Genomic DNA, 23,768 nt, shown 5'->3' on the forward strand with positions numbered 1-23,768 from the left:
TCCGCAGTGAGCGATGGTTATCAACAAAGGACGTTTGCGCACCCCCTCGTTCAGGGTAGTTATCCTGATTAATTCGCCTGACACACTGTCGTTCGAAAGGCGGGCGTAAGGACGCTGTCGCACGACGGCCGGCCTGCCTGTTCCAGAACGGGAGACATGTATGTGTTCAAGCAGGCGAAGCATGATGGGCGCGATGCTATTCCTGGCCGCGAGCGGGGCTGCGGCGGAAACCGGTGTGACGCTGTACGGCGTGGTCGACGTCTTCGGCCAATACCTGAACAACGGCGGCAAGGGGTCGTGGTCGGAGCGCAGCGGTGGCAACAGCGGCTCGTACTTCGGGCTGAAGGGAACCGAGGATCTGGGTGGCGGCCTGAAGGCGGTCTTCAACGTCGAAAATGGCTATAACGTCAACAACGGCGCATTCTTCGGCGATTCGACCGCGATGTTCTATCGCCAGGCGTGGGTGAGTCTCGCACACGAAAAGTACGGCTCGATCACCTTTGGACGCCAGTATCAGCCGACATTCTGGGCGCTCTATCCGAGCGACCCGTTCCGCGCGAACGAAGTGCTGTCGCCACTGGCTGCCGCCGCGACGACAGTCGACCGCAACACACTCGCCGTGCAAAGCGCGGGCGGCCGTTCGAGCAACGCCGTCATCTACAAGAGCCCGAACGTGGGCGGCGCGCAGTTCTGGGGCATGTATGCGCTCGCAGCCAGCGTCACCCAGCCGCTGCCGCTTTCCACGGGCAACATGCTCGATCTGGCTGCAACCTATTCCGGCTACGGCCTCTATGTCGGACTGGCGTATCAGAACCAGCATCCGGGTTCGAAGACGGTGCCGGGTTTGCCTGCCATGCTTCCGTCGCTGTCCACCGAGCATTTCACGAGCGCGCTCAGCTATCGCGTTGGCATCGTCAATCTGCAGTTCAACTACGGCTATCACCGGCCAAAAAATGCGGCCGCCGGGTCCCTCGCCGCGCGACTCAACGCGGCCCATTCGTTCAGCATCTCCGAGCTTGGCGCGACGATCCAGGCCACACCCGCCGATGCTCTCGAAATCGCGGGTTTCCAGCGCGTCGTGCGCGGCGTGCATGACAACACATGGGGCGTGCAGATCGGCGCGGACCACAGTCTCTCCAAACGCACAGCGCTTTATGCACGCGGTGGCTACATGCGCAACAACGGAACGGCCACGATGAGCTGGCCGGGTGTCGCGGTGTCGAGCCCCGGCACTAGCCAGACACTCGCGGTGGCCGGGATGACGCATCGCTTCTGAGCGCGAATTGCGCCGCTCAACCATTCAATCGATAAAAGGACAGCAAATTGAAAATCATTCGAGCCGCTCATATTGCCGCTGGCGCCATGGCCGTCGCGATGTCGTGTCACGTGTGCGCGCAGGCGAGCAGTGCCGCAAGCGCATCCGGAACGGTGGCGAGCCCGGCCACTGTATCGAGCAAGACGGCTGACCGCGCGCTGCGCAAGCGCGTGCTGACAGCGCTTGCGCGCGCAAAGGGTTTGCGTGCGACGGGCATTACCGTGCGCGCGCGCAACGGAGCAATCCTGCTGGAAGGCTGGGTACCCGAAGAAGCGCAGCTCGAACAGGCAACGCGCGTCGCTCAAGGCGTGCCCGGCGTGGCTTCCGTGCAGAATGCGCTCACCCTTTCGACCTTCTGAGAAGCGCGATCCATCGGAAGATTTCCCGGCGAGACCGCAATCGATCCTGCAAGGCCGGGCAGTCTCTCATCGGGAAATCCAAGGCCGGGTTCTGTGCGAGACGGGACCCGGCCTTCTGCTTGCTCCGAATCGGCTGATAAGCATATTTGCTATCCTCTTCCATCGTCATCGACTTGCCTGTGCCGTCCTGACCGGTCAGCGTGCAAGTCGTCTGCTGCCGTTTTCCATCACGCGTTGTCTGCGAGGTCACTGAATGCCGAGCGTTGCCATAGCGATCTTTCCGGGCGTCCAGGCGCTGGATGTCGCCGGTCCTCTCGATGTGTTCGCCGAGGCGAATCTGTTCATCGACGGCAAGGACCGCTATGAAGTGGCGCTGCTCGCCGCGGACAGCGAGCCGCTGCGCGCATCCAACGGCATCCGGCTCGTCGCCGACGAAACCTTCGATCAGCAGCGCAGCACGTTCGATCTCGCGTTGATCGCAGGCGGTCCCGCCTTGCCGGAGAGCACGCCCGACGTGCGTCTGACGCACTGGCTCGCGCACGTCGCGTCGCGATGTGAACGCTACGGCTCGATCTGCACAGGCGCGTTCGCGTTGGGCCACGCGGGGCTGCTCGACGATCGCAACGTCACGACGCACTGGCAGCACGCGCAGCAACTCGCGGCGCAGTTTCCGAAAGCGCGCGTCGATTTCGACCGCATTTATCTGCGCGACGAACGGCTCGTGACATCGGCGGGCGTGACGGCGGGCATCGACCTCGCGCTGGCGCTCGTGACCGAAGATCACGGCCCGCAGACGGCGTTGAAGGTCGCGAAACGCCTCGTGGTGTTTTCGCAGCGCCAGGGCGGCCAGTCGCAATTCAGCCCGTACCTCACCGCGCCCGCCGACGAAACGTCGCCTGTTGCGAAGATCCAGACCCATGTGATGGCGAACATCCGGGATAACTTCACAGTCAGGCAACTCGCGGATGTGGCGGGCATGAGCGCGCGTAATTTCGCGCGCATCTTCGTGCAGGAAACGGGCGTGACGCCGCATGAGTTCGTCGAGCGGGCGCGGATGGATGCAGCGCGCAAGCTGCTCGAAAGCAGCGGCGCGGCGCTCAAGACGATCGCCTACGATTGCGGCTTCGGCACGGCGGACCGCATGCGTATCGTGTTCACGAAGCGCATCGGCGCGACGCCCAAGCAATACCGCGAGCGCTTTCGGCACGAATAAGCGAAGCGGCTGCACACGTCGAATGCGCGTGAGAAAATGGTGCGCTGATCAACGGTCTTACTGAATATCGGGCATATCGACATGAACGCTACTACTTCCGTTCGCGCCATCGTCACGGGTCATACGCGCGGCCTGGGCGAAGCGCTCGCACAACGGCTGCTTGCACAAGGCATCGCCGTGCTCGGCATTTCGCGCTCGCGCAACGAAACGCTCGTGAATCAGGCGGGCTTCGAACAGGTCGCGGTCGATCTGGCGAATGCTGAACACCTGACGCAATTTCTCGCTGGCGACACGTTGCGCAGCTTCCTGAAAGGCGCGCAAACCGCGTTGCTGTTCAACAATGCGGGGATGGTGCAGCCGATCGGTCCCATCGAAGCGCAAGACGTTGCCGCGATTGCGCAAGCCGTGACGCTGAACGTGTCGGCGCCGTTGATGCTGGCGAGCGCGTTCGCCACGGCGAGCCCGGACGCGAGCGACCGGCGCATCGTCCATATTTCCAGCGGCGCGGCGCGCCATCCGTATCCGGGCTGGAGCATCTACTGCGCGACGAAGGCCGCGCTCGATCATCATGCGCGCTCCGTCGCGCTCGACCAGAATCGCGCGCTGCGCATCTGCAGCGTGGCGCCGGGTGTCGTGGATACGAACATGCAGGCGGAGATTCGCTCGACAGGCCTGGAGAAATTCCCGATGCGCGAGAAGTTCGAAGAACTGAAGCGCAGCGGGAAGCTGGCGACGCCGGAAGAGTCGGCGGGCAAGCTGGTTGACTACGCGTTGAGCGAGACGTTTGGGGCGGTGGCGACGGCGGATGTGAGGGAGTTGCCGCAGGGGTGAACGCGCTCAAGACATATCAGCAAAACTGAAAAGCGGCACGTATGGCGAGTCCCGAAAACGCTCACCTTTGAGTCACGTTGCGAGTACTACGAGCCTATTGAAGAGCACGTCGCTACTCGTCACTGCCGCCAAAAGCACTGAATCTCAGGGAAAATCCAGCTTCTCCGCCCCTGCAATCGCGACAGACCACGCATTCGGTGAGTGAAAATCATCTCACTCGCTTCACTCCCGAAAACCCTCACCTCAAAGCAACTCGGGCCACGACACGCAACCATCCGCGCATCGTGGCCCGACATCAAACACGTCAGAGAAGCTTAAGCCTCCAGCTGCTCCAGCACCTTCCCCTTCGTCTCGATCCCCAGATACTTCACGACGAGCGCCGCGCAAAACGGCACGACAGCGAGCAGATAAAACGCCATATCGAGATTCCCACCGACCATCGTCTTCGACACCAGCGTCGGCGCAAAGATCGCGGCAAGCTTCAACCACGCGCCGCCGACGCCGCACCCAAACGCGCGAATACTCGTCGGATACAGCTCAGGCGTGTACACATAAGCGGTGATAAACCCACACGCCAACCAGCCGAGCGCGAACGCACAACACGTCGCCACCACATAAACGGAAGCGTCATGGAACACGCCCGCCATCACCAGCGACAACGCGCACAACATGAACGACCAGTTGATGATCGGCTTGCGTCCGACCTTATCGACCAGCATCGCGCACAGCAGCGAACCGAGCACACCGAGCACGGAAGCGGCAACAGCCAGATTCAGCGCCAGCTGCAACGGCGCGTGATACACCGTGCGATAAATCGTCGGCAGCCACGTCGACAGACCATACTGGATCACGCCGCACGTCATCCACAGCATCGCGACAGCCGCCGAGCGCTTCCAGTACGCCTTGCCGAACAGGTCGCGCATCTTGCGCTTCGGGTGACGCGCAGCCATCGCTTCGAAACCGGCGGGATCTTCCATCGGCGGCAGCGCGGTTTTGGCGGTACGCTCGAACGCGTGCACGGCATCGGCGGCTTCGTTCATGCGGCCGCGTTCAGCGAGCCAGCGCGGCGATTCGGGTACGAGCTTGCGCAGCACGAAGAACAGAATCAACGGCATGCCGCCGATAAAGTACATCGCCTCCCAACCAAAGCGCGGCACGATCCACGCGCCCAACGCATTCGACGCAAGCAGGCCGACCGGGAACACGATCTCGTACAGCAGCACGAAGCGCCCGCGTCCATGCGCACGGCAGATTTCATTGATGTACGTCGCGGCCACGGGCAACTCGCCGCCCAGCCCGATGCCCTGCACGATGCGCAACACGAAGAACACCGCAAAGGTAGGCGCGAAGCCGCACGCAATACTCGTCACGCCGATCAACCCCGAACTCAGCGCGATCGCCTTCACGCGGCCGTGACGCTCCGCATACCACGGAAACAGAAACGCGCCGATCAGCTGACCAACCGAACTCGCGCCGATCATCAGGCCCACGTCCCACGGCGTCAGATGCCATTTGCCGATCAGGATCGGCAGCGTCGCGGCGATCGCGATGACGTCGAAGCCGTCGAAGAACGTCGCGAGGCCGATCAGAATGCGCGCGCGCACCAGCATCGCGTTCGCGGGCAATCGTTCGAGCCGCGCAATGATCGAGCCGCGCGTCACGGGATGGGAGACACCGGCGCTGCTGTGTGCCTCAAACGTATTGTCGATAGTGCTCATGCGTCGTTTCTCCGCCCCTACTGTGATTAGGCAAGCGCTTTGTCGGCGTCGGCCAGAGCCGCGACGTCGACCGTGCGCCCCTGGGTCATCCATTTGCGCGCGAGCTTCAGGTCGCGCGGCGTGTTGATCGCAATCACGCCGCGCACGCCACCGTCCGCGACATGAAAGAGCGTCGCGCGGCGCGCGCTGACATCGCCGCGCACGACGAGTTCGGCATCGGCGGGAATGTCGCCGAGAATCTGCAGGTTCACGTCGTATTGATCCGACCAGAACCAAGGAATCTCCGCATACGGTTCGAACTGGCCGAGTGCGGCCTTCGCGACGACGATCGCCTGGTTCTGCGCATTCGCCCACGATTCGAGGCGGACGCGCCGCTTCAACCACGCGCTCGGATGATTCGCGACATCGCCGCAAGCGAAGATGCGCGGATCGTTCGTCATGCCGTGTTCGTCGACGACGATGCCGTCGTTCACGGGCAAGCCCGCCCCTTCGGCAATCGATGTATGCGGCGTGAGGCCGATGCCCGCCACAGCGAAATCGGCATCGATGGATGTGCCGTCCGCGAGCGTCGCGCGCACTTTGCTTGCGTCTTCAGGATGCGTGTCGAGCGAAGTCAATGCGGCGGACAAACGCACGTCGACACCATTCGAACGATGCAGATCGAGCAGGAACTCCGACACGACAGGCGGCACCGAACGCGCGCACAGACGCGGCGCCCCTTCCACTACCGTCGCCGCGACCCCGAGCTTGCGTGCTGTCGCCGCGACTTCGAGACCGATCCATCCACCGCCGATCACGAGCACGTGCTTGCTTGCGCGCAAACGCTCGCCGAGCGCCGATGCTTCGTTCAAAGTGCGCAGATACGCGATGTGATCCGTCTTCACCAACGACGCCGGCAGCTTGCGCGCCGCCCCGCCCGTTGCGATCACGAGCCGGTCGTACTGCACTTCGCGGCCCGATTGCGTGCGCACGATGCGTTGCGCGCGATCGATTTGGGTCGCAACGTCCGGTTGCCATGCTTCGACATTGAGCGAAGCGAAATCGTCGGTGGCGAAGAGGCGCACCGTGTCGATATTGGCATCACCCGACAGCACCGCTTTCGATAGCGGCGGCCGCTCGTACGGCAGATGAATTTCATCCGCGATCATCACGAGACGGCCTTCGAAGCCCGTCTTGCGCAATGTCTTCACGACCCAACCCGCAGCCTGGCCCCCGCCGATCACGACGATCGTTTGCGGTACGTCCGCGTTGTTCGCAGCGTTTGAAATGGCAGCGTCAGTCATGTTTGCGCTCCGTCATGAATTTGCCTTCCGGCGCCTTCGCGTTCTTCTGACGGCGCGTGTTGCCGTCGATGCCGCCGTCGATCGCCCATTCGGCGAACACAGTCGGACCCGGTTCGAAATCGCGCGGCTGCCATTCGGGTGTGAGTTGATCTTCGTCGGCGTAGTACTCGATCAAACCGCCTGCCGGATTCTGGAAGTACCAGAAGTACGCGGACGAAACGGGGTGACGTCCCGGCCCGAGTTGCGTGTCCCAGCCGCAACGGCTGACGTGCATGCCGCCGCCGAATACTTCGTGAATGTCGCGCACGGTGAACGCGACGTGATTCAGTCCGCGCTTGCCCGTCGGCAGTTGCAGCAGAAAGATGTCGTGATGGCCGCCGTGCGGCGCGCAGCGCATGAATGCGCCGCGGCCCGGATAGCGATCCGACATTTCGAAGCCGAGTCGTTCCTGATAGAACTTCTCCTGCTCCGCGAGGCAGTTCGTGAAGAACACGACGTGGCCCACTTCGACGGGTTCCGCGCGTTCATAGACCGGGCTCGGTGTATCGACGCGCAGCGTTTGACCCCACACGTTCGACGGCGAGCCATGCACGTCGACGGCGCGCTTGCGCGTTACTTCTATGCGGATCGCCATGCCGTTCGGATCGATGCAGCCGACGGCTTCATCGTTCGAGTAGTAGCCCGGCGTGCCCTTCAGGCTCTCGCGGTATGTGTCGAGGTCAGCGGGCGCGGCCACGCCCCACGTCACTTCCCGCAGCGTCGGACCTTCTTCGAATGCGGGCGGCAGCGACGGATCGTTCGCCATCACCGCGAGCACCGTGCAGCCGTTCAACGTTTCGAAGCGCGCGCGCGTTTCGTCGTGCGCGGTTTCCTTCATGCCCCAGTCGGCGAAAAAGCGCCGACAGGTCTCAAGATCCGTCACGCTACGTGATCTGTTCAATGCCGAGAATGCTCATGTTGCGTGCCTCTTCAGTTCGCCCACGCCAGCGGCGCGTCGTTCAAGCCCCAGTAAAGGCTCTTTTGCTGCATATATTCACGAATGCCCAGGCGGCCTTTTTCGCGGCCCATGCCGCTTTCTTTCCAGCCTGAGAACGGCGTCGAAATCGAGAACAGCTTGTACGTGTTGATCCATACGGTGCCCGCTTCGAGCGCACGCGCGACGCGCCATGCGCGCTTGTAGTCGCGCGTCCAGATGCCGGCGGCGAGACCGAATACGCTGTCGTTCGCTTCTTTCAGCAGCGATGCTTCGTCGTCGAAAGGCATCGCGACGAGGACCGGTCCGAAGATTTCTTCCTGGCAAATGCGTGCGTTGTTCGACAGGCCTTCGAGAATCGTCGGTTGATAGAAGAAGCCCTGCTCGCGGTTGTTGCCTACAGGCCGCTCGCCGCCGCACAGCAAACGCCCGCCTTCTTCGAGGCCGAGCGCCACATAACGCTCAACCGACTCGCGATGCTTCGCGGAAATCAGCGGACCCATCTGCGTGTCCTCGCTCGCGGGATCGCCGACGCGCAATTCACGCGCTTTCGCGGTCAGCCGCTTCATGAACTCGGGATAGATCGAGCGCTGCACGAACAGGCGCGAGCCCGCAATGCACGCTTCGCCCGATGAACTGAAAATGCCGTACAGCACACCGTTCACCGCATGATCGAGGTCGGCGTCTTCGAAGACCATCGTCGGAGACTTGCCGCCGAGTTCCAGCGACACGGGCATCAGCTTGTCGGCTGCGATGCGCGCGATGCCGCGTCCCACTTCCGTGCCGCCCGTAAACGACACTTTCTTCACGAGCGGATGGCGCACCAGCACATCACCGATCACCGAGCCCTTGCCGGGCAGCACGCTCAGCACACCCTTCGGCACGCCCGCTTCCTCGCAGATGCGTGCAAGTGCGAGCGACACCAGCGGCGTTATTTCAGCGGGCTTCAACACGACGGCGTTGCCTGCCGCAAGCGCGGGCGCGAGCTTTTGCGCATCGGAAGCGATAGGCGAATTCCACGGCGTAATCGCCGCGATCACGCCGATCGGCTCGTGCACGCTCATCGTCAGATAGTCGCCGCGCGAGGGCGTCACTTCTTCGTCGAGCGTTTCGAGGCACGCCGCGAAATAGCGGAACGTGTTCGCCGCGCTCGCGACCAGCACGCGCGTCTCGCTAATCGGCTTGCCGTTGTCGCGGCGTTGCAGTTGCGCGAGCGCTTCGTGCTTCGCCATGATCAGATCGGCGATGCGATACAGGATCAGCGCGCGCTGATGCGGCTTCAGACCGGACCAGTTCGGCTTGCGCCACGCGATGTCAGCGGCTTCGACGGCTTCGCGCGTGTCGTCGGCATCGGCCGTCGTGATTTCGGTGTTCACCGAGCCGTCGGCGGGATAGATGCTCGCGTACAGTGCGCCGCGGCCGCGTTTCCACTCGCCGCCGACGAAGATATCGGCGGAGGGCACGAGGCTCGAAATGATGTCGGTGTGGGGCATGTCGTACTTCCTTTGACTATCAGATCTTCAGATCACGCAGCGGGCCGCGCGATTGCGCAGCGCGCGGATCGCGCTGAACGCGGTCAGCGCAGACGTCTTCGGATTGTCGGGCAGCGGCTTGCCGCTCATTTCGAGCGACATCTCGCCGAACGCGCCGCGCGCGACGATGCGATGCACGTTCCGCGTCACAGCGGGATCGGCGATCAGGCGCACCATCGTCTGATCGAGACCGAGACCCGCGAGCGCGACGGTCGCCGCGACATTCGCGTTCTTCGGATACAGCCGCGCCGCTTCGCGTGCGCTGCCTTCGAAGATCACGCGCGCTTCCGTCAGCGTCTTCAGATCACAGAGTTGTTCGGCGGGCGTCCCGAGCCAACCCGTCGGCGGCTTGCGGCCGATGTATTGCACTTCGTCGAGGCCACCGAGCTTCGCGGCGGCGAGCGCATCGATACCGCCGATTGCACCCGACAAAAGCGTCACGGTTGCGTGGCCTTCATCGGCGGCGGCGTTCAGCGCTTCGAGCAGGCTCAGATCCGACAGCGCGCCGATCGAAGCAACCGCGCAATCCGTGCCCGCCTTCAGCAGCGGCACGACGTGGCTCACCAGCGCGCCGTGCCCCGCGCATTCGAGCGCGAACTGCGGACGCGACTTCAATGCACCGACGGACCACACAACATCCACATCCGGTCCGACCTGCTCGCGCACGGCGTTGGCCTGATGCTCGGGCACGATCACATGCGACACATGCACTTGCGGATCGGCGGCGACGGCGTGATACACGGTCTGACCGATCGCGCCGAAACCGATCATCGCGATGTCGAGGGGCGCGTGATGATTGATGCCCGCAATGTTAGGCATGTTCAGGCTCCTGTTTGCGCACGGGCGGGCCGGCGAAGGCCGTAGCGAATGAACCGACCGACAGCATGTCCACCTCGACAAGCACCGGCCCGTTCTTCGCGATGCCTTCGCGGATCACGTCGTCGGCCTGGTCCAGCGACGAAATGCGGTAGTGCGTGAGGCCGAAGCTCGCGCAGAACTGCGCGAAATCGGGTTGATGCAGTTGCACGTAGCAGCGGCGGCCGCCGTAGTGCGCGTCCTGAATGTTGCGGATCACGCCGTAGCATTGATCGTTCATCAGCACGATCATCACGTTCGCGTTTTCCTGCACGGCCGTCACCAGTTCGCCGACGTTGACCATCAGGCCGCCATCGCCGACGAGGCACACGGTCTTCGCCGCCGCATCCGCGAGCGCCGCGCCGATCGCCATCTGGATACCCTGCCCGATGCCGCCACCCAGCGCATGCACACCCGCGCGCGGCTGGAAGATCTTCAGCATGCGGTTACCCCACGTGCTGTTCGAGATCGTCACGTCGCGCACCCAGTTGTAGTCGCGGCCCACGGCGTGTTGCAGCGCGTCGACAAGGCGCTTGTACGGTCCCAGACCCTTACCCGTTTCAGCGACAGCGACTTCGCGCGTGGCTGCGAGATCACCCGCAAATGCAGGGTCGATCTTCATGCGGCCTTCGAGCAGCGTCGCGAGTTGATCGAGCACGGCGACTGCGTCGCCATGAACGAACAGCTCGTTGCGATAGCCACGGTTGTCGGCGAGTGCGTCGGCATCGACGCGGAACAGCGGCTGCGGCAGCGCGAGCTTATACTTGAGCGTCTCGTTGCCGCGCAGACGCGAGCCGACCACAAGCAGCGCATCGCAGGTCTTGTAGAACTTCTCGACGGTCGGCTGCACATTGAATGCGCCGAGCGTCGCGGGATGATCTTCGGGCAGCACGCCACGGCCCTGCACGCTAGTGACGACGCCGAAGCCGAGCTTCACGAGGCGCTCGACCTGCGCACGCGCATGACGCGTACCGCCGCCGAGCCACAGCAACGGACGCTTTGCTTTCGCGAGTTCGTCGGCGAGCTGCTCGACGCGCTTGGTGTCGTGCGTCAGCGTGCTGACGTGCGGGGCGGCCATGTCGACGGGCCATTCGATTTCGGCGGCCTGGATGTCGATCGGAATCTCGACGCTGACGGGGCCGCTCGGCGCGGTTTGCGCGACGCGCACGGCTTCGCGGATCGTTGCCAGTGCGGTCTCGACGGAGCGCACGCGGTACGCGGCCTTCGAAATCGACGAGAGCATCGCGAGTTGATCGGGCGCTTCGTGGATATACGCGAGATCCTGATCGAGATACGTCGATTCAATCTGGCCGGTGATATGCACGAGCGCCGTGCCTGCCGTCAGCGCTTCGACCATCGCGCCCGCTGCGTTGCCCGCAGCCGTGCCCGTGCTCGTGAACGCGACGCCGAGGCCGCCCGACACGCGCGCGAGACCATCGGCCATGTTCAGCGCGCCCGCTTCGCCGCGTGCGCCGACATAGCGGATGTTGCCGCGCGTATTGATCGCGTCGAGGATCGGCATGTTGTGAATCGAGATCACGCCGAATGCAGTTTTGACGCCGCATTGCTCGAGAAAAGCGGCGATCAGCTCGCCGACGGTGGTTTTGTTAGACATGACGTGCAACGCCTCCGGAGACATCGATATGGCTTCCCGTCGTGTACGACGACAGGGGTGTAGCGAGATAAAAGAGCGCTTGTGCGGCCTCTTCAGGACGGCCGAAGCGGCCGAGCGGAATGTTCTTCATGCGCGCGAGTTCGCCGGTCCAGTCTTCCCAGCTTTGACCCGGCTTTGCCTGCGTCTGGTAGCGGCGACGCCATTGGCCCGACTCGACGATGCCGATCAGAATCGAGTTCACGCGAATGCGCTGCGGCGCGAGCTCGACGGCCAGCGACTTGATCAGGTTCTGCACGCCCGCCCGCGCCGACGAGGTCGCGACCATATGCGGCTCGGGCTGCAATGCGAGCAGGGAATTCACGCAGACGATCGAGCCGTTGCCTTGCTGCGCCGCTTGCGTGAGCATCGGCAGAAATGCGCGGGTCGGTCGGATGACGCTGAAGTACTTGAGGTCCAGTTCTTCGCGCCATGCTTCGTCGCTGGTATCGGCGAAGGTCGATACGCGGCCCTGGCCTGCGTTGTTGACGAGCATGTCGGTGCGGCCGAAGCGTTGCTGTACATCGGTTGCGAACTTCGTGACTTCGTTCGCGTCGAGCACGTTGCAGCGCGCGGCGAGCAATTGCGCTTGCGGAAACTGAACGCGCAGCGAAGCTTCAGCGCTCGCGAGCCGATCGGCGTCGCGACCGCAAATCGCCACGGATGCTCCCGCGCGCAGAAAGAGTTCGGCCGTTGCGAGGCCGATGCCGGACGAGCCGCCCGTCACCACTGCAACCTGTCCTGTGAGATCGATTTGAATCATCAGAGCCCCAATGCCTTCATGTACCTGCTTTCCGCCGACGGCCGATAGTTCAGCCGCAGCGACAGTTGCTCCGCCGCGCTACGCACCTTGTCGATCAGGCCGCCATCAAGCAGCGCCGCGTCGATCTGCGGACGCGGAATCGTCGTCGTGATGACAGCGGCGATGCGCCCCGTGTCGTTACGCACGGGCGCGCTGATCACCGAAATGCCGTTTTCAAAGGACGATTCGCTGATTGCGAAACCGCGCACCGCGTCGTCCTTCACGCGCTCGTACAGTTCGTCGACGGTGGCGGGCGTGTGTTTCGTGAAGCGTTCAAGCGTCTTCTCCGGATACAGCGCGCGCAGTTCGTCGAGCGAGAGATCACCCATCAGTACATGACCATGCGTCGTCGCATGCGCGGGTAGCCGCGTGCCGACGTTCACCTTCACCGAGCTGAACACGGGCGCGTGGCTCTGCGCCTTCGCGACGAACACCACGTCGCGGCCGTCGCGGATCACGATGTGCGTGGTCAGGCCCGTCGCGTCGCGCAAACCTTCGATCAACGGCAAGCCGAGATCGGTGAGTTCGAGCGAGCTGAGATACTCGAAGCCGAGGCGCAGCACCGCGACGCCCAGGCGATAGTTGCGGTCGCGATCCGCGCGCTCCAGAAAGCCGAGCGATTCGAGCGTCTGCAACAGCCGGAACACCGTCGTGCGTGGAATGCCGAGGCGCTTCGACAACTCGGGCGCGCCGAGCACCGGCTCGCGCGGCGAAAACTCCGTGAGAATGCGCAGGCCGCGTTCGAGTCCGGGCACCCGATAGTTCGCGTCGTTGCGGTCGTCTTCTGCTTCAGGCGCAGTGCCCGTCAATTCGGGGGTCATGCTTTGCTCCATTGGCCGTCGCTCGCGCGGCAGAATGCGTCGATGAGCGCGGTGTATTCAGTGTCCGCTTCGATATAGCCCGCGTGACCCGCGCGCGGGATGATCTGCAGGCGCGTGCGCGCCGCCTGCGCAATCCGCTCGCATGACGACGGCGGCGTGATCGAGTCTTCCGCGCCGACCGCGACAGCGATACGGCCGTTGAACTTCGCGAGATCGCTGGCGAGGTCCGTGTTGGCGAGCAGATGCGTCGCCTGCGCGTAACCGTTCGGCACGATGCGCGACATGTTCCAGCGAACCCACTCGCGCGATGCGTCGTCGGCGTGCGGCGAGAGCATGTTGGCGCTGCGTTTTTCCGCGAGTACCTGCGGGCCGAGTTCGGCGAGCATCGCGAGACGGCCGTCGCGCTTCGACGCGCGCACTTCTTCGGATGCCGCGCCGTAGCCCGCTGCGGGCGAAATCAGCAACAGCCCCGCGACGCGTTCCGCGTGCGACGCTGCGAACGAGCCCGCGATGATCGCGCCGAGCGAATGCCCGACCAGTACGCAACGCTCTACGTCGAGCGCGTCGAGCCATGCGTTGAGCGCGCCAGCATATTCATGTGCTTCCGGCGAAGCCGACGCAACGGGTGTCGATTCGCCGTAGCCCGGCGCGTCCCACGCGAACACGCGGCGCGTCGTGCCGAGCGCTTCGAACTGTTGCACCCACGAAGCCGCGCCCGAGCCAATGCCGTGCAACAGCACGAGCGGCAACGCATCGGCGTGTGCGGCACCCGCTTCGCGATAACCGATCGTACGTTGCGGCGCAATCGCGATCCGCTGTGCCGGGAAGTGCGAGAGGCGCGTTTCCAGTGTGGCGTTTCGATCGACAGTAACGGGCAAGGCTGCGGACATGGGCTTCGGTTCGTGAGCGGTGGACTTACTTCGCGAGATCGCGCTTGATCTTCGCGAGCGGCGAATCGGGCGGATACGTCGGCGTGATCGGCTTCGACGAACCGAGCATCACGCACATCAGCGCGTCTTCTTCGCCGATGTTGATTTCCGTGCGATACACGCCGGGCGGAACCGAGATCAGATCGCGTTCGCCGAGCACGGCTTCCCACGTTTCGCCGTCGCGCTCGCAGATCACTTTCATCTTGCCGCGCAGCACGAAGAAAATTTCTTCGACGTCGGTATGAATGTGGCTCGGCCCGATGTTGCCGGCGGGAATTACCATCGTCGAGAACGTGAAGTTGCCGGCGGGCACCGTGTTCATGTCTTTGGCGACACCCGTGCCGCCCGTGCCGACATAGCGCATTTGCGCGCGACGGTATTTCGGGTCGTAGTCGGCCTGGAACTTCAGCGCGTCCCAGTCGTAGCGGCGCGTTTCGAACCGCGCGACGCGCGTGTCCATCCATTGTTCGAAACTTGCGTCGGTGGGTTGATCCCACGATTTGCGTTCGAGATCGGCGTCGGCCATTGTTTTCTCCATGTGGTTTGCTGGTTCGAGCAAGGTCAATTCATCACGAAGCCGCCGTTCACGGGCAGCAACTGGCCAGTCACGAAGCGGGCGGCATCCGTCAGCAGGAAAAGCACGGGACCCGTCACGTCGTCGGGCACTTGCGCGCGGTTCAACGCGCGGCCTTTCAGGTAGTACTCGTGGCGTTCGGCTGGCACGTACGCGGTCGCTTCGACTTCCGTGAGGCCGGGCGCAATCGCATTCACCGTGATGCCGTGCGCGCCGAACTCGCGCGCGAGCGAACGCGTCATCGCAATGACCGCGCCTTTGCTCGCGACGTACGCGAGCAGCTTCGGCGCGCCCCACATCGCCGTGTCCGAAGCGATATTCACGATCGCGCCGCGCTTCGAGTCGCGCAGATGCGGCAGCGCTGCCGTACACATCAGCCACGTACCGCGCACGTTGACGTTCATCACGGCGTCCCACGTTTGCGTGGTCAACTCTTCTGCGAAGCGTCCGCCAGAGTTGGTGATTGCGGCGTTGTTGATCAGCGCGTCGATACCGCCCATCTTCTGCGCGGCTTGCGCGACGAACGCATCGATGCTGTCGGGACTTGCGAGATCGAGCGGAATGAAATGCGCGTTCGCGCCGAGCTTCTCCGCGAGCGCGCGACCTTCCGCTTCGAGCACATCGCCGAACACGACATGCGCGTCTGTGGCAAGCGCTTCGATGAACGCTGCGCCAAGCCCACGCGCGCCGCCTGTCACGACGACACGCCGTCCGCTCAGGCTGGAGGGTGTGACATCACGCATGAGCGTGCCCCGTCGACGCTTGCGCGCCCGCTTCCGCCTGCTTCGCGTCGAGCGCTTCGAGATCCGCGAAATGCTGTTGCGCGCGTTGACGCAGCATGCGGCGCACGCGCGTCATGCCGACATCGTGCTGATAGAGGAATTCGTGAGCGCGCGCGTTCGGTGCGAGGCTTTCGAGCACATAGCGGTCTTGTTCGAGCACCGCCCAGTGCAGCCCTTCGAGACGATTGCGATACAGGAAGCGCCATGCGTCGCGCTGCCAGCCGCTCACCTTGCGTGTGCGCCAGAAGTAGACCTGGCAGTTGTCGTTATCGACGGGCACCGCAAAGCCGACGATGCCGAAGCTGCCGCCAGGGCCGAACTTCTTCTTGTACGGAATCGCGAGACGCATCCACAAGCAACCCGTTTCGCCGAGTTCGACCCAGTCGAAATTCACGTCGCGCTGACCGACCTTCTCGAACATGAGGCCAGTCTCGGTTTTACGCACGCGCATGTCGGCCTGCTTGTCGCCTTCGGCCATCGAATGCGACGTCGCGTGCAGATACGCGCCGTGCATCGGGTCCATCACGTTGTCGATCGCGTATTGATAGTTGCACTTCCAGTTCGATACGCACAGGAACTGCGAGTACTCCTCGCCGACCAGTTCCTCGGGCAGTGCGAGCGGCGTCGGCTCCTTGTGCGCGTCGTCGCCGAACCACAGGAAGATTGCGCCCGCATGTTCCTCGACGGGATACGACTTCACGCACTTCTGTCCTTCGAGCGGACAGGCCGACACGGCAGGCACGGCCTGCACGGTGCCCGAACCGTCGACTTCGATGCCGTGATACCAGCACGCGACGCGATTGCCGAGATTCCAGCCGAGCGACAGGCGCGCGCCGCGATGCGGGCAACGATCTTCGAGCGCGTGGACTTTGCCGTCCTGATCGCGCCACAGCACGATCTGCTCGCTGAGTCGCGTGAGGCCGATGGGTGCATTGCCGACCTGCCAGCTCGGCGCGACGGGATACCAATAGTTCTTGATGCCGCGGTCGAGATAAGCCTGAATGGGATCGGCCGCGGGGTTCGTTGTATTGAGGGACGTCATGGGGAAACTCCGTGTTCGCTTGGGTCGTGCGCTGGGTCGTCGAATCGTGCGGCGTTACTCGGCGAGCAGCCGCAGTTCCGCGGCGAGACGCTCTTCGCTCCACTGCGCGCCTTCCGGCGTGCGGAATCCGACGCCGTTCAGGCCAGCCACCACTTCATGCAGCTCGACGGCACCTGCTTCGAACACCTGTTCCAGCGCGTTGCCGAAGTCGTTTTCGTATTGCGTCGGCTCCGCCTTGCGGGTCTGCCAGATCATGTTGTCGGTCTCGCCCGGCTTTTCGATCACGCCCTTGCCGGCGACGTTGTTCGGCTGCGGCGCGAGCCACGGCTTCAGGAAAGGATTGAAGTTCACGACGGCTTCTTTCATGTCATTCCACCTTGATCTGGATTTCTTCACCCGCGAGGCGCACCGCGTACACCTTCAGGTCGCGGCCACCCGGCTCTTTCAGACACTTGCCCGTCGGGATGTGAAAAACGGCTTCGTGCAGCGGACATTCGACCGTGTCGCCGTCGACGAAGCCTTGTGTCAGCAGCGCATACGCATGCGGGCAGACGTTCTCGAGCGCGTAGACCTCATCGCCCACCTTGTAGATGCCGATTTCCTTGCCGTCGCCGAGCTTGAACTCGACGGGCGCGTCTTCGGATAACGCGCCGGCGTGTCCGGCGCAAAGCCACTGTTCACTCATTTCTCACCTTCTCCGACCAACCGGTTCCGACCGTTTGACGTTCCACCTAAGGAACATCAGTTTATGTATGGTCATTATAGAAACATGTTTGGGCGAACAAAATAAAAATTCTGCGCTTCCAGGGAAAACACCAACAGCGGTTTTTTTACAACGTAAGAAGCCCGTAAACCGGGCCAAATCAATGGGTTGCTGCGCATAAAGAGCGCGCGCGTACGGCACCGAGGTGATCTGATGAATGAGGGTTTTCACCGTCGCAAAAACTTTTTTGATCGCTCAATTGACTCTCTATACTTTCCATAGGCGATACATATGCCCATAGGTGGAACATAAAGCGGATAGCCAACGTAGCAGGTGACCAGAAGGCCATCCAGAGAGATGACAGGCAAAGGAAGAGAAACCGGCGCGTCCGGCTCTCGACTACACGATCAGGAGTACCAAGGGTGAAACGCATCATCGCTGCCGGCGCGGCAGGACTTATGGTGACATCGACGGCATGGGCACAAAGCAGCGTCACGCTGTACGGCAGCCTCGATGCTGGCATTGCTTACGTGAGCAACGTCGGCGGGCATACGAAGTGGATGGAGGAACAGGGCAACATGCAGCCGGACCGCTGGGGCCTGCGCGGTGTCGAAGATCTGGGCGGCGGTCTGCACACGATCTTCCAGCTGGAAAACGGCTTCTATACGAACACCGGCAACTTCGCGAAAGCGGGCACGCTGTTCAACCGGCAGGCGTACGTGGGCATCAGTTCCGACCAGTTCGGGCAGATCACGCTCGGCCATCAGACGCCGTTCAACTTCGACATGCTCGGCCCGCTCAGCACCGGTTACCTCGCGGCGAGCTGGTTTGCGTTCCATCCCGGCAACATCGACGAACTGGCCGACACGGGTGTCGTACCGTTCGACAACTCGGTGAAATTCAAGTCGGCCAGCTACGCGGGCTTTACGGTCGGCGCGATGATGGGCCTCGGCAATACGACGAACTTCTCGACGGGCAAGACGCTGAGTTTCGGCGTGAACTACGCGAATGGCCCGTTCAAGGCGGCGGCTGTCTACTCGAACGAGCACAACCGTACGCCGTCCATCATCACGACGGGCATCAACACGTTCCAGGGCGTGCCGGCCGCAACCTACTCCGCCGACAAGGTCGAGAACATGGGCGCGGGCCTGTCGTACCAGCTCGGCAAGCTGCTCGTCCATGCTCTGTACACGCGCGTGAAGTTGCAGTCGAACGGATTCTCGGACACGTATCAGAGCTGGGACGCGGGCGCGAACTATCAGTTCACGCCGGCCAACACGCTCGCGGGCGGGGCCGCGACGACGACGCTGTCGGGCCGCCGCTGGACGCAGTTCGAAATCGGCGATATCTATGCGCTGTCCAAGCGCACGCAGGTCTATGTGAACGTGCTCTACGAGCATGCAAACGACAATGCGAACGCTGCGTTCTTCACGGCGGGTGTGTCGGGCGGCCGCAATCAGGCGATCGTGCTGACGGGCATTCATCACTCGTTCTGAGCGATGGTTTGAGGCCTTTTTAAGGCTCGAAATGAAACAGGCGGCCCATCGACGCCGCCTGTTTTCGTTTTTCTGCCGCGCTATTGCGACGCGAGAGCGAGGCCGCTTCTAGCGACGCGTTTGCGCGAGCGTCGGATCGTCGGCGGACGGACGATAGTTCAGACGCGCCGACAGATCGAGCGCCGCGCCGCACACCTTCGCGACGAGCGGCGCGCGATCATCGTCACCGATGTCGGAACGCGGCACTGTCGTCGTCATCGCCGCGACGATCTTGCCTGTCTGATCGCGCACGGGCGCGCTGACCACGGATATCCCGCGCTCGAACGATGCCTCGCTGATCGCATAGCCCTGCGAGGCCGTTTCGTGGATTCGTTCGTACAGTTCGTCGACGGTGGCGGGCGTGCGGTCGGTGAAGCGTTCGAGTTGCTGCTCGGGATAAAGCTGGCGCAACTGCATCAGCGACAGATCGCCCATCAGCACCTGGCCGTGGACGGTCGCGTGCGCGGGGAGCCGCGTGCCGACATGCACCTTCACCGAACTGAACATCGGATCATGCGTCTGCGCCTTCGCGACGAACACGACATCGCGTTCGTCGCGTATCAGCAGATGCGTGCTCAAGCCGGTTTGATCGCGCAGCCGTTCGAGGATCGGCGTACCGAAGTCGGTCAATTCCAGCGAACTCAGATACTCGAAGCCAAGGCGCAGCACCGCGACGCCGAGACGAAAATGCCGGTCGCCATTCGCGCGTTCGAGAAAACCGAGTGCTTCGAGCGTTTGCAGCAGACGGAATGTAGTCGTGCGCGGAATGCCGATGCGCTTCGACAGCTCGGGCGCGCCGAGCACCGGTTCGCGTGCCGAGAACTCGGCAAGAATGCGCAAGCCGCGTTCGAGGCCGGGGACGAGATACGTCGAGCCGCCGCCGGCTTCCTCTTCGGCGGATTCCGCGATTTCCGTGCTGCGCGCGGTGTCCTCGTCGGCCGATGCGCGCGCCGCCTGCGGTCCCGCAGCCCGGTGTCCCACTCCTGTCGTGTTTTCTCTTGCCATGTCCGGCTGTGTCGTTGAACCGTGGAAGATAGAGATGATAGCGCGAAGGGGTGGGTGGGGCGGCGCGAGTCAATACCGGTCGATATCCTGGTTCAACATCTTCAGCCGGGTACGTCCGTCCGGCGTGAAGTGTGTGCCGAATCGCACGAGCCCTTGCTTGTGAAGTTGGCACGACATCGTGAAACTCAGCAGCATCCCAGCCTCCGTCTCTTCGATCGTGATATCGATGCGTGCCAGACGCGGTTCATATTTGAGCAGCGTCACCTCGATCTCGCGGCGGAGTTTGTGCGCCGACGCCGGCAAATGCCGGTAAATCTCCGACAGATCCGCGAGGCCATAGTCCGGCAGATGCACGAGTCCGTCGCGGCGACTATTCAGAATGCGATGTATGTTGTCCTGCACGGACAGAAACGTCTGTGTCTGGGCGTCGAACTCGTCGACGGCCGCGCCGTTCGCAAAGTGCCCGGTCACCATTTCGAAGAGTCCGGGACCGCCTCCGCCGCCTCCGTTCACGCGGCGGCCTCATCGAGAAGCAACGCTTCTTCGAAATCGACAATCACGCCTTCCGTCTCGCTCACCGACAACCGTATTGTGGCCGGCAACTTGCCTTTCGCCGAGCGCACCAGCAACTCACGCGACAGCACGGGCAGAATCTGTTGATCGAGCAAGCTGTCGATATTCCGTGCGCCTGAGTCCGGCGTCTGGCAGGCTCGGACAACTTCATCGATCAGCGTGTCGTCGCAGATCAGCGCGACTTCGAAACGCTTCGCGATCCGGTGCGCGACCTTATCGAGCTTCATGCGTACGATCGTCCCAAGCGCTGCAATCGAAAGCGGCCGATAGATCACCGATTGAAACCGCGCGAGCAAAGCCGGTTGAAAGTGCTCGACCAGCACGGGACGGACACGCTCCATCAACAGCGCGTCGCTGAGAGGCACACGGTCAGGAGCAGTGTCCGGTGCAGCTTGGCTCGTGGCTTCATTTGCAGTGTCGATCGCGGTCACGATCTGCTCGCTGGCCAGGTTCGACGTCATCAGAATCACCGTGTTGCGGAAGTCGATGATGCGGCCTTCGCCGTCGCGCATGAAGCCACGGTCGAACACCTGATAAAACAGATTCAACACATCCCGATGCGCCTTCTCGACCTCATCCAGCAAGATCACGCTGTACGGTCGCTGACGCACTGCTTCTGTCAGCACCCCGCCCTGGCCGTAGCCGACATAGCCAGGCGGCGAGCCTTTGAGTTGCGATACGGTATGCGCTTCCTGATACTCGGAGAGATTGATCGTGATGAGCGCGCGTTCGCCGCCGAACATCAGATCGGCCAGCGCGCGCGCCGTCTCCGTCTTGCCGACGCCCGACGGCCCCACCAGCAGGAATACGCCAAGCGGCGCCTCTTCGGACTTGAGTCCCGCTTTCGCTGTGCGCAGGCTCTTGCCAAGTGCGGCGAGCGCGTCGTCCTGACCGACGACGACGCGCGCGAGCCGCGTTTCGAGTTCGACCAGCGTCGCGAGTTCGTCTTCGAGCAGACTGCCGACGGGCACGCCTGTCCAGTCGGCGATTACGGACGCGATCGCAGCTTCGTCGACTTCCGCGTGAACCAGCAACTCGTCGCCGTGCCGCGTCAGTGCCGCATGGGCCTCGCGGATGGACTGCTGCAGCCTGCCGCGCGCTGCTTCGTCAGGTGTCGCCCGCCATTGCTCGCGCAATTCGACGACCCGCGCCGCCGCTTCCTTTTGCGCGGCGAAGGCGGATTCCAGCTCGTGCAAACCGATGCGTAGTTCATCAAGCCGCTTGTCGATGGCATTCACGCGCTCGCTTACATCCGCGGATGCCGCCGCCTGATCCTCGATCAATGCATGGCGCTCGACTTCGAGCGACGCTTTCTCTGCCTCGCGCGTGGAAATGGCCAAAGGCGTCGCCTCGCAGCTCATGCGCACCCGGGCGGCGGCCGTATCGAGAATATCGACGGCCTTGTCCGGCAACTGGCGCCCCGTCAGATATCGACGCGACAGCTTCACGGCGGACGCCACGGCCGAGTCGGTGATATGCACGCGATGATGTTGTGCGTAACGCTCTTTCAACCCACGCAACATCAGACAGGCATTGTCGTCGTCGGGCTCGTCGACCTTGACCATCTGAAAACGCCGCTCCAGTGCGGCATCGCGCTCGAAATACTGCTTGTACTCCGACCATGTGGTCGCAGCGATCGTACGCAACTCGCCGCGCGCGAGTGCCGGCTTGAGCAGATTCGCAGCGTCCGCGCCGCCGGCGGAATTGCCCGCTCCGATCAGCGTATGGGCTTCGTCGATGAACAGCAGAATCGGCACAGGCGATTGCTGCACGGCCTCGATGACGTTTTTCAGGCGCTGCTCGAATTCGCCCTTCACGCCCGCGCCCGCCTGCAGCAGACCCAGGTCGAGCGTCAGCACGCTGACGTCGCGAATTGCCAGAGGGACATCGCCTTGCGCGATTTTCAATGACAGACCTTCCACCAGCGCCGTCTTGCCGACCCCGGGGTCGCCCACCAGAATCGGATTGTTCTTGCGCCGTCGCGCAAGAATATCGACCATCTGACGAATCTCGACGTCTCGGCCGAACACCGGGTCGATGCGCCCTTCTCGCGCCTTCTGTGTGATATCGATGGTGAAGCGCGAAAGCGCGTCGTTCGAGTGCTGGCTGCCTGATGCGTGAGCGCTTCCGTGTCTTGCGACCGTGTCCGGCGCCGCTTCGGTCTGTGACTGCGTAGCCGCGTTCGAGTCGCCGCGCGGCGCTTCGATAGAAATCCGGTCGAGTTCCGGCATCACGCGCTCGATCTGCGCAGGCGATATCGACAGCAATGCCCACGCATCCGGCGCGCGAAGCAGCGATGGCACATCGGCTAGTGCGGCCAGTAGATGCGCCGAGCGAATGACGGTGGTGCCCGTTCCAGGCGAGTCCAGCGAAGCCCGCATCCACGCCGCTTCGAGCAACTGTCCAAGGCGGTTCGACAGCCCAGGCTTGCCGCGCAACTCATGCGGCAGCCGGTCGATCGCGCCCAGCAAGCCGTTCCAGATTGCGTCGACGTCCAGTTCATAGCGCCGCATGAGCGCCACGAGGTCTCCGTCTCCGAGTTCAAGCAGCTTGATGAGCCAATGCTCGACCTCGATATCGCGATGGGCGCGGGTTTCGCACAGGCTCGCCGCGTCGGCGAGGGCATGTGCGCAATGCTCGTTCAGGCGGCGCAGGAACAGGGAGAAATCTCGGGCGATCATGGCAGAAGAAAGACGGGGCACAGGCCGGTCCGCGCAAGCGGACCGGAGACGATGACGATCCCTCAGGCGCGTCGCCAGACAGGACCGTCATGCTCGAACGCTTACGAACGCTCGTTCCACGTATCGCCGTGGATGATGTTGCCATCCTTGTACGACCACGTGATCTTTTCGTAGCGCAGTTCGATTTCTTCGAGATGGTTGTGCTTCTCGAATTCGGGGATCTTGATGTCGAGCATCTTCGGACGCACGGCCACGACCTTCACGTTGTCGAGCTTGGTGTTGAAGTATTCCTTCTCCTTGCCCGCGTCGTCGATCTTGTACCACTTGATCTCGACCGACTTCAGGGTCTGCCCGCTGGTCACGGCCTTGTACAGATACGGCGTCGACGCGTCGGTTTCCTTCGTGAAAGTGATCGGCGCGTGCACACGCGTGCCTGTCAGCTTGCCGGTGTTGCCGTCGGTCGGAATATGGATGCCGTGATCGAACCGGACCACTTCCACGCTGCCTTCGCGATCGTGAACGGTGACCGAGCCCTTGATGTCGGCGCCGCCATCATCCTTGAGCCACATATATGCGGGAATTGCCATTTTT

22 protein-coding genes and 1 pseudogene are annotated in these 23,768 nt (G+C 62.9%); 5 read left to right on the top strand and 18 right to left on the bottom strand.

What is annotated here, in order from left to right; genetic code table 11:
* Positions 1 to 160: 160 nt before the first annotated feature.
* From C2L64_RS32555 to C2L64_RS32570, 4 genes are all read left to right on the top strand, one after another.
* A complete protein-coding gene (locus C2L64_RS32555) occupies positions 161 to 1,276 on the top strand; it encodes a porin (RefSeq protein WP_039901356.1) in 1,116 nt (371 codons plus the stop codon).
* A gap of 47 nt (positions 1,277 to 1,323) precedes the next feature.
* The gene (locus tag C2L64_RS32560) at positions 1,324 to 1,674 is read left to right on the top strand and encodes a BON domain-containing protein (protein ID WP_407671794.1); all 351 of its coding nucleotides are present in this window, start codon (positions 1,324 to 1,326) and stop codon (positions 1,672 to 1,674) included.
* A gap of 253 nt (positions 1,675 to 1,927) precedes the next feature.
* Entirely contained in the window at positions 1,928 to 2,887 is a 960-nt protein-coding gene (locus C2L64_RS32565; protein WP_007587773.1) for a GlxA family transcriptional regulator, read from the top strand.
* Between the two features lie 81 nt (positions 2,888 to 2,968).
* Complete coding sequence (locus C2L64_RS32570; RefSeq protein ID WP_007587774.1) at positions 2,969 to 3,718, top strand: SDR family oxidoreductase; 750 nt, start codon at positions 2,969 to 2,971, stop codon at positions 3,716 to 3,718.
* 314 nt (positions 3,719 to 4,032) lie between these two features.
* On the opposite strand, the gene C2L64_RS32575 is transcribed toward C2L64_RS32570, so the two are convergent.
* From C2L64_RS32575 to C2L64_RS32640, 14 genes and pseudogenes are all read right to left on the bottom strand, one after another.
* Positions 4,033 to 5,436, bottom strand: coding sequence for an MFS transporter (locus tag C2L64_RS32575; RefSeq protein WP_007587775.1), 1,404 nt, complete (start codon positions 5,434 to 5,436; stop codon positions 4,033 to 4,035).
* A 26-nt stretch (positions 5,437 to 5,462) separates the two neighbouring features.
* Positions 5,463 to 6,719 (bottom strand): NAD(P)/FAD-dependent oxidoreductase, encoded by a 1,257-nt coding sequence (locus C2L64_RS32580; RefSeq protein ID WP_007587776.1) that lies wholly within the window; start codon positions 6,717 to 6,719, stop codon positions 5,463 to 5,465.
* Positions 6,712 to 7,675: pseudogene (locus C2L64_RS32585) on the bottom strand (VOC family protein). The gene C2L64_RS32580 and the pseudogene C2L64_RS32585 overlap by 8 nt, the downstream one beginning before the upstream one ends.
* 13 nt (positions 7,676 to 7,688) lie before the next feature.
* On the bottom strand, positions 7,689 to 9,185 hold the full coding sequence (locus C2L64_RS32590) for an aldehyde dehydrogenase (protein ID WP_007587785.1): 1,497 nt from the start codon (positions 9,183 to 9,185) through the stop codon (positions 7,689 to 7,691).
* A gap of 27 nt (positions 9,186 to 9,212) precedes the next feature.
* Complete coding sequence (locus C2L64_RS32595; protein WP_007587786.1) at positions 9,213 to 10,043, bottom strand: aspartate dehydrogenase; 831 nt, start codon at positions 10,041 to 10,043, stop codon at positions 9,213 to 9,215.
* A complete protein-coding gene (locus tag C2L64_RS32600) occupies positions 10,036 to 11,694 on the bottom strand; it encodes a thiamine pyrophosphate-binding protein (protein WP_007587787.1) in 1,659 nt (552 codons plus the stop codon). Before C2L64_RS32600 ends, C2L64_RS32595 begins: the two co-directional genes overlap by 8 nt.
* Positions 11,687 to 12,493: an SDR family oxidoreductase gene (locus C2L64_RS32605; RefSeq protein WP_007587788.1), complete on the bottom strand. Its 807-nt coding sequence runs from the start codon at positions 12,491 to 12,493 to the stop codon at positions 11,687 to 11,689. Before C2L64_RS32605 ends, C2L64_RS32600 begins: the two co-directional genes overlap by 8 nt.
* Complete coding sequence (locus C2L64_RS32610; protein ID WP_007587790.1) at positions 12,493 to 13,353, bottom strand: IclR family transcriptional regulator; 861 nt, start codon at positions 13,351 to 13,353, stop codon at positions 12,493 to 12,495. Before C2L64_RS32610 ends, C2L64_RS32605 begins: the two co-directional genes overlap by 1 nt.
* Positions 13,350 to 14,243, bottom strand: a complete 894-nt coding sequence (locus tag C2L64_RS32615) for an alpha/beta fold hydrolase (protein WP_007587791.1) — start codon at positions 14,241 to 14,243, stop codon at positions 13,350 to 13,352. The genes C2L64_RS32610 and C2L64_RS32615 overlap by 4 nt, the downstream gene beginning before the upstream one ends.
* A 25-nt stretch (positions 14,244 to 14,268) precedes the next feature.
* Positions 14,269 to 14,808: a cupin domain-containing protein gene (locus C2L64_RS32620; protein WP_007587792.1), complete on the bottom strand. Its 540-nt coding sequence runs from the start codon at positions 14,806 to 14,808 to the stop codon at positions 14,269 to 14,271.
* A gap of 35 nt (positions 14,809 to 14,843) precedes the next feature.
* Positions 14,844 to 15,599, bottom strand: coding sequence for an SDR family oxidoreductase (locus C2L64_RS32625; protein ID WP_007587793.1), 756 nt, complete (start codon positions 15,597 to 15,599; stop codon positions 14,844 to 14,846).
* Complete coding sequence (locus C2L64_RS32630; protein ID WP_007587794.1) at positions 15,592 to 16,680, bottom strand: aromatic ring-hydroxylating dioxygenase subunit alpha; 1,089 nt, start codon at positions 16,678 to 16,680, stop codon at positions 15,592 to 15,594. The genes C2L64_RS32625 and C2L64_RS32630 overlap by 8 nt, the downstream gene beginning before the upstream one ends.
* Before the next feature lie 54 nt (positions 16,681 to 16,734).
* Positions 16,735 to 17,046, bottom strand: a complete 312-nt coding sequence (locus C2L64_RS32635; protein ID WP_007587795.1) for a recombinase-like helix-turn-helix domain-containing protein — start codon at positions 17,044 to 17,046, stop codon at positions 16,735 to 16,737.
* A gap of 1 nt (position 17,047) precedes the next feature.
* Entirely contained in the window at positions 17,048 to 17,365 is a 318-nt protein-coding gene (locus tag C2L64_RS32640) for a non-heme iron oxygenase ferredoxin subunit (protein WP_007587796.1), read from the bottom strand.
* A gap of 476 nt (positions 17,366 to 17,841) precedes the next feature.
* Between C2L64_RS32640 and C2L64_RS32645 the strand changes: the two genes are divergently transcribed.
* Positions 17,842 to 18,879, top strand: a complete 1,038-nt coding sequence (locus C2L64_RS32645; protein WP_176133756.1) for a porin — start codon at positions 17,842 to 17,844, stop codon at positions 18,877 to 18,879.
* 108 nt (positions 18,880 to 18,987) lie between these two features.
* On the opposite strand, the gene C2L64_RS32650 is transcribed toward C2L64_RS32645, so the two are convergent.
* The 4 genes from C2L64_RS32650 to C2L64_RS32665 form a co-directional block, all read right to left on the bottom strand.
* Positions 18,988 to 19,923 (bottom strand): IclR family transcriptional regulator, encoded by a 936-nt coding sequence (locus C2L64_RS32650; protein WP_039901357.1) that lies wholly within the window; start codon positions 19,921 to 19,923, stop codon positions 18,988 to 18,990.
* A gap of 69 nt (positions 19,924 to 19,992) precedes the next feature.
* Entirely contained in the window at positions 19,993 to 20,397 is a 405-nt protein-coding gene (gene tssE / locus C2L64_RS32655) for a type VI secretion system baseplate subunit TssE (protein WP_007587799.1), read from the bottom strand.
* Positions 20,398 to 20,432: 35 nt separating this feature from the next.
* Entirely contained in the window at positions 20,433 to 23,177 is a 2,745-nt protein-coding gene (gene tssH, locus C2L64_RS32660) for a type VI secretion system ATPase TssH (protein WP_007587800.1), read from the bottom strand.
* A gap of 101 nt (positions 23,178 to 23,278) precedes the next feature.
* Positions 23,279 to 23,764, bottom strand: coding sequence for an Hcp family type VI secretion system effector (locus C2L64_RS32665; RefSeq protein ID WP_007587801.1), 486 nt, complete (start codon positions 23,762 to 23,764; stop codon positions 23,279 to 23,281).
* Between the last annotated feature and the right edge of the window lie 4 nt (positions 23,765 to 23,768).

The organism is Paraburkholderia hospita (assembly GCF_002902965.1).
Classification (GTDB): Bacteria; Pseudomonadota; Gammaproteobacteria; order Burkholderiales; family Burkholderiaceae; genus Paraburkholderia; species Paraburkholderia hospita.